11 protein-coding genes are annotated in these 13,250 nt (G+C 67.2%); 7 read left to right on the top strand and 4 right to left on the bottom strand.

What is annotated here, in order from left to right:
* Positions 1–46: 46 nt before the first annotated feature.
* Genes ACFUCV_RS01775 through hutI form a run of 5 tightly spaced genes read left to right on the top strand, consistent with a single transcriptional unit; the run spans position 47 to position 6,166 of the window.
* Positions 47–748 carry an IclR family transcriptional regulator gene (locus tag ACFUCV_RS01775; RefSeq protein ID WP_380811357.1) on the top strand — a complete coding sequence of 234 codons (702 nt, stop codon included), beginning with the start codon at positions 47–49 and terminating at the stop codon, positions 746–748.
* The gene (gene hutU, locus ACFUCV_RS01770; protein ID WP_380811355.1) at positions 745–2,424 is read left to right on the top strand and encodes a urocanate hydratase; all 1,680 of its coding nucleotides are present in this window, start codon (positions 745–747) and stop codon (positions 2,422–2,424) included. The genes ACFUCV_RS01775 and hutU overlap by 4 nt, the downstream gene beginning before the upstream one ends.
* A gap of 36 nt (positions 2,425–2,460) precedes the next feature.
* Entirely contained in the window at positions 2,461–3,744 is a 1,284-nt protein-coding gene (locus ACFUCV_RS01765) for an allantoate amidohydrolase (RefSeq protein ID WP_380811353.1), read from the top strand.
* Positions 3,741–4,970, top strand: a complete 1,230-nt coding sequence (locus ACFUCV_RS01760; protein WP_380811351.1) for a formimidoylglutamate deiminase — start codon at positions 3,741–3,743, stop codon at positions 4,968–4,970. The genes ACFUCV_RS01765 and ACFUCV_RS01760 overlap by 4 nt, the downstream gene beginning before the upstream one ends.
* Entirely contained in the window at positions 4,967–6,166 is a 1,200-nt protein-coding gene (gene hutI, locus ACFUCV_RS01755) for an imidazolonepropionase (protein WP_380811349.1), read from the top strand. The genes ACFUCV_RS01760 and hutI overlap by 4 nt, the downstream gene beginning before the upstream one ends.
* A gap of 16 nt (positions 6,167–6,182) precedes the next feature.
* Here hutI and ACFUCV_RS01750 read toward each other — a convergent pair whose 3' ends face one another.
* Positions 6,183–6,851: a response regulator gene (locus ACFUCV_RS01750; RefSeq protein ID WP_380811347.1), complete on the bottom strand. Its 669-nt coding sequence runs from the start codon at positions 6,849–6,851 to the stop codon at positions 6,183–6,185.
* Positions 6,848–8,590 (bottom strand): ATP-binding protein, encoded by a 1,743-nt coding sequence (locus tag ACFUCV_RS01745; protein ID WP_380811345.1) that lies wholly within the window; start codon positions 8,588–8,590, stop codon positions 6,848–6,850. Before ACFUCV_RS01745 ends, ACFUCV_RS01750 begins: the two co-directional genes overlap by 4 nt.
* A gap of 171 nt (positions 8,591–8,761) precedes the next feature.
* Between ACFUCV_RS01745 and ACFUCV_RS01740 the strand changes: the two genes are divergently transcribed.
* Positions 8,762–10,237, top strand: coding sequence for a CitMHS family transporter (locus ACFUCV_RS01740; RefSeq protein ID WP_380811343.1), 1,476 nt, complete (start codon positions 8,762–8,764; stop codon positions 10,235–10,237).
* 91 nt (positions 10,238–10,328) lie between these two features.
* Positions 10,329–10,799, top strand: a complete 471-nt coding sequence (locus ACFUCV_RS01735) for an NUDIX domain-containing protein (protein ID WP_380811341.1) — start codon at positions 10,329–10,331, stop codon at positions 10,797–10,799.
* 89 nt (positions 10,800–10,888) lie between these two features.
* On the opposite strand, the gene ACFUCV_RS01730 is transcribed toward ACFUCV_RS01735, so the two are convergent.
* Together ACFUCV_RS01730 and ACFUCV_RS01725 are read right to left on the bottom strand one after the other, a co-directional pair.
* Positions 10,889–12,553: an MDR family MFS transporter gene (locus ACFUCV_RS01730; RefSeq protein WP_380811339.1), complete on the bottom strand. Its 1,665-nt coding sequence runs from the start codon at positions 12,551–12,553 to the stop codon at positions 10,889–10,891.
* The gene (locus tag ACFUCV_RS01725; protein ID WP_380811337.1) at positions 12,550–13,224 is read right to left on the bottom strand and encodes a TetR/AcrR family transcriptional regulator; all 675 of its coding nucleotides are present in this window, start codon (positions 13,222–13,224) and stop codon (positions 12,550–12,552) included. Before ACFUCV_RS01725 ends, ACFUCV_RS01730 begins: the two co-directional genes overlap by 4 nt.
* Positions 13,225–13,250: the final 26 nt, after the last annotated feature.

Here is a 13,250-nt window from a genome sequence, read left to right as displayed (position 1 = left end):
CGCCGAGGCAGTTCCAGCCTCCAATTTCAACCACCGGGAGTCCAGCGTGGCCGAACCGTCCACCCGCACCGTCGAACGGGCCCTGCAGCTGCTGGGCTCCGTCTGTGATGCAGGTTCCCTGACGCTTGCCGATGCAGCACGCGGCACGGAGCTTTCCGCATCCACCGCGCTGCGGCTGCTGCGCACCCTGGAATCCGCCGGCTTTCTCCGCAGGGACGACGACGGCGCCTACCGGCCGGGGCTGCGCATCGTGCAGCTCGGTGCCCAGGCGCTGAGCCACGAATCCATCATCTCCCTCACCGAGTCCGTGCTGGAGAGGATCGTTTTGGCCACCGGGGAATCGGCTTACGTCAACGTCCGCGCCCACCACGGGCCCGGAGGCGGGAACGGACTGTACATTGCCATGCGCGAAGGCACCCATTCGGTGCGCCATTCCTCCTGGGTCGGGCGCACAGTCCCGCTGGCGGGAAGCGCCTCCGGTGCCGTGCTGTCGGGCAGGACGCCGGAGACCGGGTACGTGGTTGTTGACCGCGGCGTCGAAGCTGACGTGACAGCCATTGCCGCACCCATTGCCGTGCAGACCCACGCCCCCGACGGTGCCGTGACCGGGACCCGGGTGATCGCGGCCCTGAGCGTCGTGGCCCCCAGTTACCGCATGAACCCCGGGAAAATCACCGCCATCGGCGAACTGGTCGCCGCCGAGGCCCGCAAGGTATTGGCCGCCCAGCAACAGGAGAACCAGCCATGAGCTTTACGCAACATGATCCCTCCCGCCTCGTCCGTTCCCCCCGCGGCACCACATTGACGGCCAAGAGCTGGCAGACCGAAGCGCCGTTGCGGATGCTCATGAACAACCTTGACCCGGAGGTCGCCGAGCGCCCCGGGGACCTGGTTGTCTACGGTGGCACGGGACGCGCGGCCCGCTCCTGGGAAGCCTATGACGCGATCATCAAGACGCTGACCGGCCTGGAGGAGGACGAGACCCTGCTGGTGCAGTCGGGCAAGCCGGTCGGCGTCTTCCGCACCAACAAGTGGGCACCACGGGTCCTGCTCGCCAACTCCAACCTGGTCGGCGACTGGGCCACTTGGCCCGAGTTCCGCAGGCTCGAGGCGGAAGGTTTGATGATGTACGGCCAAATGACCGCCGGGTCCTGGATCTACATTGGCACCCAGGGCATCCTGCAAGGGACCTACGAGACCTTCGCAGCCATTGCGGCGAAGCGCTTCGGCGGCACCTTGGCCGGCACCCTGACGCTGACCGGCGGCTGCGGCGGGATGGGCGGCGCGCAGCCGCTGGCCGTCACCCTCAACGGCGGCGCCTGCCTGATCGTCGACGTCTCCGAGGACCGCCTGCGCCGCCGCCTGGGCAAGCGCTACCTGGACGACGTCGAACTGGACCTGGATGCGGCCATCGCCAAGGTCACCGCGGCGAAGAACGGGAAGCGCGCCCTGTCGGTGGGCTATGTCGGCAACGCCGCCGCAGTCTTTCCGGAGCTGCTGCGCCGCCAAAAGGCGGGCAGCATCGACGTCGACATCGTCACCGACCAGACCTCCGCGCACGACCCGCTGAGCTACCTGCCGGTGGAATGCACCCTCGAGCAGTGGGATGCCGAAGCCAGGGCCGACGAGGCGGGCTTCACCAAGAAGTCCCAGGCTTCCATGGCAGCACACGTTGAGGCCATGGTGGGCTTCCAGGACCTAGGCGCCGAGGTCTTCGACTACGGCAACTCGATCCGCGACGAGGCACGCCAGGGCGGCTTTGCCCGCGCCTTCGAATTCCCGGGCTTCGTCCCGGCCTACATCCGCCCGCTCTTCTGCGAGGGCCTTGGCCCGTTCCGCTGGGTGGCGCTTTCCGGCGATCCGGAGGACATCCGCGTCACGGATGAGGCGCTGAAGGAACTCTTCCCGGACAACGGGCACCTGCACCGCTGGTTGGATGCAGCACAGGAGCACGTCGAGTTCGAGGGCCTGCCGGCACGCATTTGCTGGCTCGGCTACGGCGAACGCCAAAAGGCCGGCCTGCTGTTCAACGAGCTGGTGGCCGCAGGCAAGGTCTCCGCCCCCATCGTGATTGGCCGCGACCACCTTGACTCCGGTTCGGTGGCCTCCCCGTACCGCGAGACCGAGGGCATGTTGGACGGCTCCGATGCCATTGCCGACTGGCCCCTGCTCAACGCCCTGACCGCCACCAGCTCCGGCGCCAGCTGGGTCTCGATCCACCACGGCGGCGGTGTTGGCATTGGCCGCTCCATCCATGCCGGACAGGTCGGACTGGCCGACGGCACCGCGCTGGCCGCGGCCAAGCTCGAAGCCCTGCTCACCAACGACCCGGGCATGGGGGTCATCCGCCACGCCGATGCCGGCTACCAGCGCGCCGTCGACGTCGCCAAGGAACGCGGCGTGCGCATTCCCATGTCGGAGTAGGGAAAACATGGCAGCCGGCACCGGCAGAGAGGAATCATGAACGTGCACACCCACACCGTCAACACCCTGCTGGGCGCCATCGCCGGCGTCGGCAAGGACGCCAGACGCGGAGGCTACACGCGCCCGGTCCACTCCAGCGCCGAAACCACCCTGCGCGAATGGTTCACCGCTGAGGCCGCCGCCCGGTCCCTGGAGGTCTCCACCGACGCCAACGGCATCATTTGGGCCTGGTGGGACCTGCCAGGTTCGGCCAAGGACGAGGCCTCGCGCCGCGGCGCCCTGGTCACCGGATCCCACCTTGACTCGGTGCCCGGCGGCGGCGCGTTCGACGGCCCGCTGGGTGTCGCCAGCGCGCTGGCCGCCTACGACGAGCTGGCCGGGCGTGTTGCCACCGGCTCCCTGGTGCGCAACCGTGCCCTGGCCCTGGCGGTGTTCCCCGAGGAGGAAGGCTCGCGCTTCGGGGTGGCCTGCCTGGGTTCGCGACTGCTCACCGGCGCCATCGACCCGGCACGGGCGTTGCAGCTGCGCGACGGCGAAGGCAACACCTTCGCCGAGGTTGCAGCCGCCAACGGCCTGGACCCGGCCCGCATGGGCCGCGACGATGCAGCACTGGCCCGCATCGGGGACTTCATCGAGCTGCACGTGGAGCAGGGCCAGGGCCTGAACTCCCCAGCGCACACCGATGACGCCGGCCGCGGCCCGGCCGTCGCGGTGGGCGGCAGCATTTTGGGCCATGGCCGCTGGCGGCTGTCCTTCTTTGGGCAGGGCAACCACGCAGGCACCACGCTCATGGCCGACCGCGCCGACCCCATGGTCGCCGCGGCACAGGCCATCGTCGCGGTGCGCCGGATCGCCGCAGCGCAGGACGACGCCCGGGCCACCGTGGGCCGGATCGAGCCGGTGCCAGGGGGCACCAACGCCATTGCCTCCCGCGTGGACATGTGGCTGGACGTGCGCCACCCCGACGACGCCGTGACCGCGATGCTGGTGGAGAAGATCCACGGACAGGCGCAAAAGCTGGCCGCCTTCGAGGGCTGCAGCGTGCACTTGACCGAAGAATCCTTCTCCAACACCGTGCACTTCGATTCCGGATTGGTCCGCTCGCTGTCCAACTCGGTGCGCCGCCAGGTCCCCGACGCCCCGCTGCTGCCCACGGGGGCCGGCCACGACGCCGGGGTGCTCGCCGCCAAAGTCCCCGCAGGCATGCTCTATGTGCGCAACCCCTCCGGCATCAGCCACTCGCCCCAGGAACACGTTGAGGACGACGACGCCGCCGCCGGCGTGCTGGCACTGGCCGACGCGTTGGCAGAGCTGCTGTGAGCAGGTCTTTTGCCCGGGTCCCGGCCCCCGTCAACGCGCACTCGCACGCCTTCCACCGGATCCTGCGCGGGCGCACCCACCAGGGCGCGCCCGGCGGGGCCGGGAACTTCTGGAGCTGGCGCGGGCAAATGTACCACGCCGCCGCCGGGCTCACCCCGGCCAGCTACGAGCAGTTGGCCACCGCGGTGTTTGCCGAGATGGTGGTTTCCGGCTGGAGCGCGGTGGGCGAATTCCACTACGTGCACCACGACGTCGATGGCGCCCCGTATGCGGGGGCGGCCGAACACGGCATGGAGCTCGCGCTGGCCCGTGCCGCGCAGGCCGCCGGAATCCGCCTGGTGCTGCTGGACAGCTGCTATCTGCAGGGCGGCCTGGCTGCTTCCGGCACCGTGCTGGAGCTGAATGAAACCCAGAAACGCTTCTCCGATGGCGATGCGGCCCGCTGGCTGGAACGCCACGGCAGACTGGCAGCGGCGTTGGCCGCCGTTGATGCGGGGGAGGGGCTGGTGGGCCTGGGAGCGGCCATCCACTCGGTGCGCGCTGTCCCGCCGGCCGCCCTGGAACACATCGCCGCCGGCCTGGATCCGGCCCTGCCCCTGCACGTGCACCTGTCCGAGCAGCCGGCCGAGAACGAAGCCTGCCAGGCGGCCTACGGGCTGAGCCCCACCGGGCTGCTGGAACGCGCCGGCCTGCTGACGGCGCGGCTGTCGGCCGTGCATGCCACACACCTGTCCGGGGCCGACATCGCCGCCCTCGGCGCGGCGGGCGCGGGCATTGTGATGTGCCCGAGCACCGAGGCGGATTTGGGCGACGGGATCGGCCCGGCCCGCGAACTGGCCGACGCCGGGGCCGTCATCGCCCTGGGCAGCGACCAGCACGCGGTGCTTGACCCCTACCTGGAGCAGCGCGCCCTGGAACACGGCGCACGGCTGCGCAGCGGGGAGCGCGGGTGTTTTTCGCCCACGGAGCTCTCCGCCGCCGCCCGCACCGGCGGCCTGCGCTCGCTGGGCTTGGGGGAGAACGAGGATTATCTAAAAGTGCGCACCGACAGCGTGCGCACCGCCGGCTCGCGCGCCGCGCAGCTTCCACTGACCGCCACGGCCGCGGACATCACCGAGGTCCACATCAACGGCCAGCTGGTGGCCCGCGACGGCATCCACTTCAGGCTGGGGGACCCGGCCGGGCTCTATGCGGCCTTCTTTAAAGCGAACCCGGAGTTTTCATGAGCACCACGTTGATCACCAAGCTGTCCGAGGCCTACACCGCCGATGCCAACGGCACCCTCATCACCGACGCGGCGATTCTTCTCGAGGGCGGGAAAATTGCCTGGATCGGAAAGGCAGCCGACGCCCCGGAAGCCGGCACCGTCATTGACGCCGGGGGCAGGGCGGCACTGCCGGGCTGGGTGGATTCGCATACCCACCTGGTGTTCGCCGGGGACCGCAGCCGCGAATTCGCCGCCCGCATGGCGGGGGAGGACTACGCCGCCGGCGGGATCGCGGTGACCACAGCTGCCACCACCGCAGCCAGCGACTACGAGCTGACGCGACTGGTGCTGGGCCGGGCCGCGGAGGCACTGGCCGCAGGGACGACGTACCTGGAAACCAAGACCGGGTATGGCCTGGAGGTCGAGGAGGAAGCACGCCACGCACGCATCGCCTCCACCGTGGTGGACAAGGTGACGTTCCTGGGTGCCCACCTGGTGCCACCAGGCATGGATGCGCAGGAATACACCGAGCTGGTCTGCGGCGAAATGCTCAAAGCTGTGCTGCCCTATGTGCAGTTCGCCGATGTCTTTTGTGAACGCGGCGCCTTCACTGAAGCGCAGTCCCGCCAGGTGCTCGCCGCGGCACGGGATGCCGGACTGGGCCTGCGGGTGCATGGGAACCAGCTGGGCCAAGGTCCGGGAGTGCGGCTGGCGGTGGAATTCGGCGCCAGCAGCGTGGACCACGTGAACCACCTGGATGAGGCGGACATGGCGGCATTGGCCGGTTCCTGGGGCCAGTGGGATCCCAGAACCCGCAGCGGGACGCCGGGCACCGTGGCCACCTGCCTGCCGGCCTGCGACCTCTCGACCCGCCAGCCGCTGGCCCGCGGACGCGAACTGCTCGATGCTGGGGTGCAGATCGCGCTGGCCAGCAATTGCAACCCCGGCACCTCCTACACCTCATCGATGGCCTTTTGTGTGGCCACGGCGGTGTTGCAGATGCATTTGGGGATTGCGGAAGCCATCAGCGCCGCCACTTACGGGGGAGCACTGGCGCTGGGTGTGCAGGATCTGGTGGGCTCGCTTGAGGTGGGCAAACGGGCCGACATCCAGCTGCTCAATGCCCCGGCCGTGGCGCACTTGGCCTACCGGCCCGGCATGAACCTGGCAGGTCCGGTGTTCCGGGCGGGGGCGCTGGTGGCCGGACGCCTCTAGCCTTGGCCGGTCCGCGTCAGCCCTGCCCGGGAGCTGCGCTGTAGCGGTGCTCGGGCCGGCCTGTGGTGCCGTAACGCAGTGAAATGGCCACGGCGCCGTCGTCGGCCAGTACCGACAAATAGCGCTGGGCCGTGGTCCGGGAAATTCCGACGGCGGCCGCCACGTCAGCCGTTGACTGGTCCCCGCGGGAGGCCAGGGCCGCCAGGACCGCCGCTTCCGTGGCCGATCCGGTCTTCGGCCCTGCAGCCGGTGCGCCCGGATGCAGGGCCTGCCAGGCGCCTTCGAGCCGGTCCTGCCCCACCGCGCCGGACTCGGCCAGCAGGCGCCGGTACCAGGCATAGCCGCGCAGCCGCGATTGCAGTGCCTCGGCGGAAAAGGGCTTGATCAAGTACGCCAGGGCTCCATGCCGCAGCGCCTTGCGGATTGTTTCCGGATCGGAGGCCGCACTGAGCATCATGGCATCCACATCAACCGTGCGCAGCAGATCCAATCCGGAGGCATCCGGCAGGTACACGTCCAAAAGGACCAAATCGGGGCGCCCGGCATGGATGGCATTGAGTCCCTGGGCCGCGGTGGGAGCCGGCGGCAGGGCCCGGAAACCCGGAACGGCGTCCACGAAGCCGGCATGCAGGCGCCCCACATGAAAGTCGTCCTCAACGATCAGGACACTGAAATCTCCGCTCATGGCTGCTCCTTGATGGGGGGCGCCAGCGCAACAACGCCGGGCAAGCGGGCACAAAAAACGGCGCCTTGGCTGTGGGGGGAGCCTGCATCGGCAAGCCATACCTCGCCGCCCCGGCGGCGCGCCAAATGCCTGACCAGGGCCAGGCCCACCCCTTGGCCGTTGACGGGATCTCCGCCTGCCGGATCAGCCGGCCTGCTTGAATAGCCGGCCGTGAAGACCAGCTCGGCGTCGGTGGCTTCGCCGCTGCCTGCGCCGCCGGCCAGGCCGTCGCCGGAATCGGCAACCACCAGGTGCAGGGCGCTGCCTGCCGGGGTGTGTTCATCCAGCAGTTCCACCTCAACCCACCGGTGCGGGGAAGTCCCGGCGACCGCCGCGGCCATGGCATTGTCCAAAAGGTTGCCCAGCACGGCCGTCACATCCTGGGGGTCGGTGACATGGCCGCGGATGGAGGTGCCGTCACCGATCCGCAGCTGCACGCCGCGCTCGTGGGCTTCGATGCTTTTGGCGCCAATGAAGGCCTCCAAATACGGGTCATTGAGCAGGCCCAGCTTGCCCACCGGGTACTGCAGGGGGCCACTGTCCATGATCTCGGCAAGGTAGCTGCGCGCCTGCGCCGCACGGTCGATCGCCAACAGGCCCGCAACGGTGTGCAGGCGGTTGGCGAACTCGTGCCGTTGCGCCCGCAGGGCGGTGCCCAGGGCATTGACGGCATCCAACTGCCGCGTCAACGCCTGCACCTCGGTGCGGTCCCGCACCACTATCACCCGCCCCGGCGGCGCTGATCCATCAGCCGTGGCCTGCACGGGACGGGCGGAGACAATCACCACCCGGTCGCCCACCACGTGTTCGGCAGGACCGTATTCACCCGGCGCCGCAGCAGCGGTGAGGACTTCCGGCAGTCCGCTGCCGGCCAGGGCGAGGCCACCGTAGTCAACAGTGGAATCCGGGACCAGCAAACGGCGCGCACCCTCGTTGAAGACGGTGATGATGCCCTTGCCGGAGAGTCCAATGACACCTTCGTCCACTCCCCGCAGCACTGCTTCCTGGTCCTGCGCCAGCGCGGAGATCTGCTCCGGCTCCAACCCCAGGGTGAGCCGCCGGAGGCGGGCACCCATGGCCGCGGAAGCGGCGGCTCCCAAGGCCAGGGAAACCCCCGCAATCAAGGTCACCGGCACAATGTTGCGCGCCATGCCGGCAATGATGTCATCACTGGAAAAACCCACGCTGACTTCCCCCACCACGGCCTGGCCCGCACCGGGGGCATGGACGGGAACCTTCGCCCGTACCGATCGTCCCAGCGTGCCCCGCTGCTGTGACGTTTCCTCACCGCCGGAGAGGGCCACGGAGGGATCGGTGGACACCTTTTGGCCCAGCAGGGCCGGGTTGGGGTGCGCAAGCCGCAGTCCGGCGTCGTCGGTGATGACCACGAACAGGGCCCCCGTGCGGTCCTGGGCGGAGCGTGCAAAATCCTCCAGCGGCCCGCCCGCCAGCGATGCCTGGGTCAGCGAAGCGGCGGGTGCATGGGCAAGCGCCGCCGTTTCGCGGCGCACATCCTCGGCGGAGGCAACGGTGCGGGCCACCGCCAGGGCACGTTCTTCGGCCTGGTGGCCCAGCCACTGGTAACTCAGGGCGGCAAAGGTGCCGGCAGTCAAAAGCACCACGGCAAACACCACCGCCAATTGCAGCAGCAGCACGCGCGTGGAAAAACGCAGCCTGGGGGTGGTGCGGGCCTGCGCCAACGGAAGCCTCCAACGGACATGGCCCGCAGTGAACATCCGTGGGCTTAACGGGTTAAACGTACTCAATGGGCACTAGTTGGGGCAAGTGGGATAAACCCCCGGCAGTGATCCACGCCACTTTAGTCTCATAAGTGCAGGCCGTGGATGCGGCCGTTGTACAAAGGAGTTCACATGCTGGTAATCCTCGGATTCGCCATGATTGCGGTGTTCATGGCATTGATCATGACAAAAAAGCTGACGCCCGTGGTGGCCTTGATAGTGGTGCCCACCATTTTCGGCCTCTTCGCCGGCGCCGGCCTGGGCCTGGGCGACATGGTCATGGAGTCCATGAAGAGCCTGACGTCCACGGCTGCCTTGTTGATGTTCGCCATTGTCTTCTTTGGCATGATGATCGACGTGGGCCTGTTCGACCCGCTGGTGAAGCTCATCTTGAAGACGCTGGGCAACGACCCCGCCAAGGTGGTGGTGGGCACGGCCGTGCTGGCCGCCGTCGTATCCCTGGACGGCGATGGTTCCACCACGTTCATCCTGACCACCGCGGCCATGCTGCCCATTTACCTGCGTCTTGGCATGAGCCCGGTGGTGTTGACCTGCGTGGCCGGCCTGGCCAACGGCACCATGAACATCCTGCCGTGGGGCGGACCCACGGCGCGCGCCGCCGCGGCATTGAAGGTCTCGCCCAGCGAGGTGTTTGTGCCCATGGTCCCCTCGCTGCTGGCCGGCATGATTGTGATTTTCCTCTTCGCCTGGCATTTGGGCATCCGTGAACGCCGCCGCCTGGCCGTGGCCGGCAGCGTCTGGAGCGAGGGCGGCGCCGGGAACGGCTCCAAGGCCGGCTTCGCCAAGGCCGGCAGCAAGGCCGGTGGCGGGAGCTCCGGCGGTTCCGTGGCCGTGCTGGCTGTGGAAAAGCCGCGCTCGGCAGCCCAGGCCCGCTTTGATGCGCAGGTCCACGCGGCCGCCGCCCAGGATCTCGATGCCGTTGACGCGAGCCTTGCCGACTCCCAGCTGAACCCCAACCGCTCCACCCTGCGCCCCAAGCTATTTTGGTTCAACCTGCTGTTGACAGTGGCGGTCATGGTGGTCCTGGTCATGGACGTGCTGCCCCTGCCGTACGTGTTTATGGTGGGCTCCGCCGTGGCGCTGCTGGTGAACTTCCCCAAGGTCAAGGACCAGGCCCATGCCCTGGTCTCCCATGCCGGCAGCATTGTGGCCGTTGTGTCGATGGTCATGGCCGCGGCCGTCCTCACCGGCGTCCTCAGCGGCACGGGCATGGTGGATGCCATGGCCGCGTGGCTGGTCAGCGTCATCCCCACCTCCATGGGGCCGTACATGGCAGTGATCACCGGCCTGTTGAGCATTCCCATGACGTTCTTCATGAGCAACGACGCCTTCTACTTTGGGGTTCTGCCCGTGCTCAGTGAAACTGCGGCACACTACGGGATCGACCCGGCAGCCATGGCACGGGCCTCCATTGCCGGCCAGCCCGTCCACATGCAAAGCCCGCTGGTTCCGGCCATCCTGCTGCTGGTCTCGCTCTCCCGCGTGGAGCTGGGCGACCACCACAAGCTGGTGCTTTGGCGTGCGCTGGTGGTGTCCCTGGTGATGCTGGTGGTGGCCATTGGCATCGGCGTGGTTCCCTGGGGCTAGGCGCACCACCGCGGGGCCGGGTCCGCTACGGAAGGCAGTGGCGGACCCGGCCCGCATTGTTGCCCGTTTTGCCGCCCGCTAGGGTGAGGTCATGGGATCACCGGAATTCATTGTGAAGCTGCGCGGAAAGATCGGCCATGATCCACTGTGGCTGCCGGGCGTGCGCGGGGTGGTGTTTGACGACGCCGGCCGCGTGCTCCTGGGTGAACGCGCCGACACCGGCGGCTGGGCCCTCATCACGGGGATCCTGGAACCGGGGGAGGAGCCGGGGCCCGGACTGCTGCGGGAGATCCTTGAGGAAACGGCTGTGGTGGCCCGGATCGAGCAGTTGCTGGGGGTGTCCGCCGTGGGTCCGGTGACTTTCCCCAACGGCGATGTGTGCGACTTTTTAAACATTGAGTTCATTTGCCGCCACGTCAGCGGCACGGCGCGGGTGAACGACGACGAATCCCTTGCCGTGGGCTGGTTTGAGGTGGACAGCCTCCCGCCGCTGCGCCCGGGGCACTTGGAGTGCATCCACCGCGCCCTGACCTACGATGGCACGGCACATTTTCAAAGGTGACCGCCGCGGCGCCCGGTGCGAAGGGACGCAAAAGGCGCGTGCCGCCGTCGTGCGCAACAGCACGGCGGCGGCACGCGCCATTGGGGTTTCTAGGCTTTGCCTGCCGGATCCTTCACGGCCGTGTCCTGGCCCGAAGCGGCATCGGCGCCCGCTGAAATCCCCGTCAGGCGTTCGGCTTCGAGGCGGTTGGCCTCCTCGCCGCCGACGGCTTCGCCGCGGGCCACCATGCCGGCCACGTCGGAAAGCGGAATGACCTTCAGGAAGATCGCCAGCACCAGGGCAATGGCCATGAACGGGATCAAGTACCAGAACACCGGGGCCAGCGAATCGGCGTAGGCATTGACAATGCCGTCCCGGATTTCGGCGGGAAGTGCCGACATGGCCTTGGGGTCCAGGGTGGCCATGGCATTGCCGGCCTCCTCGGGGGAAGCGCCGGCCCCGGCAAACACGCCTGTCAGGGACTCGGACAGGCGGGTGGTGAACATGGCGCCAAAGACCGCCACGCCCAGTGCCGAACCCACCTCACGGAAGTAGTTGTTGGTGCTGGTGGCCGTGCCCAGCTGGGCCGGCGGCACGGAGTTCTGCACCACAATGACCACAATCTGCATGATGAAACCGAGGCCGGCACCAAAGACAAACAGCTGCGCACAAATGACCCAAATGGGCGTCTCCGCGGACAAGGTGGTCATCCACAGCATGGCCACAATGGTGAACACGGCGCCAATGATGGGGAACGACTTGTATTTGCCAGTCTTGGTCAGACGGATGCCGGAGTAGATGGAGGTGCCCATCAAGCCCACCATCATGGGCAGCATGAGCAGGCCGGATTCGGCGGCCGAGGTGCCCGAAGCCATCTGCAGGAAGGTGGGAATGAACGCCAGGGCGGCAAACATGCCCATGCCCAGCACAAAGCCAATGGCGGTGGTGTTGAGGAAAATGGGGTTCTTGAACAAGCTCAGCGGAATGATGGGATCTTCGGCGCGGGTCTCGGTGAAGATGAACAGGGCAATGGCCACCAGCATGCCGGCGCCCCAGGTCCACGTGGTCAGCGAGGTCCAGCCGTCCACCTTGCCGCCAAAGTCGGTGAAGAAAATCAGGCAGGTGGTGGCAATGGACAGGAACACCACACCCAGGTAGTCAATTTTGCTGCTGGCCGTTTTAGTGGGCAGCGTCAAGGCAAAGTAGGCCACCACGAAGGCGGCAATGCCAATGGGGATGTTGATGTAGAAGGCCCACTCCCACGTCAGGTGATCCACAAAGTAGCCGCCAAGCAGCGGGCCGGCCACTGCGGAAAGTCCAAAAATGGCGCCCAACGGGCCCAGGTACTTGCCGCGCTCATTGGCCGGGACAATGTCGGCAATGATGGCCTGGGAAAGGATCATCAAGCCGCCTCCGCCCAGACCCTGGATGGCACGGAAAATGACGAAGCCCCAAAAGTCGGTGGCAAAGGCGCAGCCCACCGAAGCCAAAGTGAACACGGCAATGGCGGCAAGAAACAACTGCCGGCGCCCAAACACGTCACCGAGTTTGCCGTAGATGGGCATGACAATGGTGGTGGCCAGCAGGTACGCGGTGGTGATCCAGGTTTGATGCGCCACACCGCCGAGCTGACCCACAATGGTGGGCATGGCGGTGGAGACAATGGTCTGGTCCAGGCTGGAAAGCAGCATGCCCGCAATCAGGGCGGAGAAGATGATCCAGATCCTCTTTTGGGTCAGCAGGAGCGGTTGCCCTGCCTTTAGTGCTGTGCTCATCGGGGTCCTTCAATGGTTACGGATGCAGAGTTGAAAAGTTGTTGGGCGTACTGGAGGTTGCTGGCCAAAAGGTCGGCAAAAGTGGAGGTGTTCTCCGCGCGGAAGAAGGCCTGGCCGGCCTTGTGCGAGCACAGGCCAAAAAAAGCCGCGGCCAGGGCAGCCGCCGGATCGTGGGCGGAAAGACCCTCGCGCCGGGCGATCAACGCGGCAAATTCCTTCTCACGGTTTTCCACATTGCCCAGCATCTTCATGATCAGCTGGGGTTCCTTCTGCATTACTGCTATCAGGTCCTGCTGGTCGGCGCGGGTCAGTGACATCTCTTCCACCACGGCGCACGTGAGCCGGAACAAGGCCTGCATGAGCGACTCACCGGGCTCCTGGCGGCCATGTCCGGCGTCGACGCCCCGCCCGGCACCATGGAGGAAGACCTCCAGCGCCTGTGCGGGGAAGTCATCCTGGAAATGGCCCAAAATGGCGTCTTCCTTGCTGGGAAAGTAATTGAAGAAGGTGCGCCGGGAGACGCCCACTTCTTCACACACTTGTTCAATGGTGAAGCCGTTGAGGCCATTTTGGGCAGTGAGGATCCGCGCTGCCGTGGTGATGGCGGAGCGGGTCGCGGCACGTTTGCGCGCGCGAAGGCCTGAAGCTTGACATTTTGCACTTTCGGTCACGAAGTACAATTTTGCACTATGGAATG

Source organism: Specibacter sp. NPDC057265 (assembly GCF_042668835.1).
Classification (GTDB): Bacteria; Actinomycetota; Actinomycetes; order Actinomycetales; family Micrococcaceae; genus Specibacter.
Note: the sequence above shows the minus strand (reverse complement) of the source record. Positions and strands in the feature narration are given on the sequence as shown.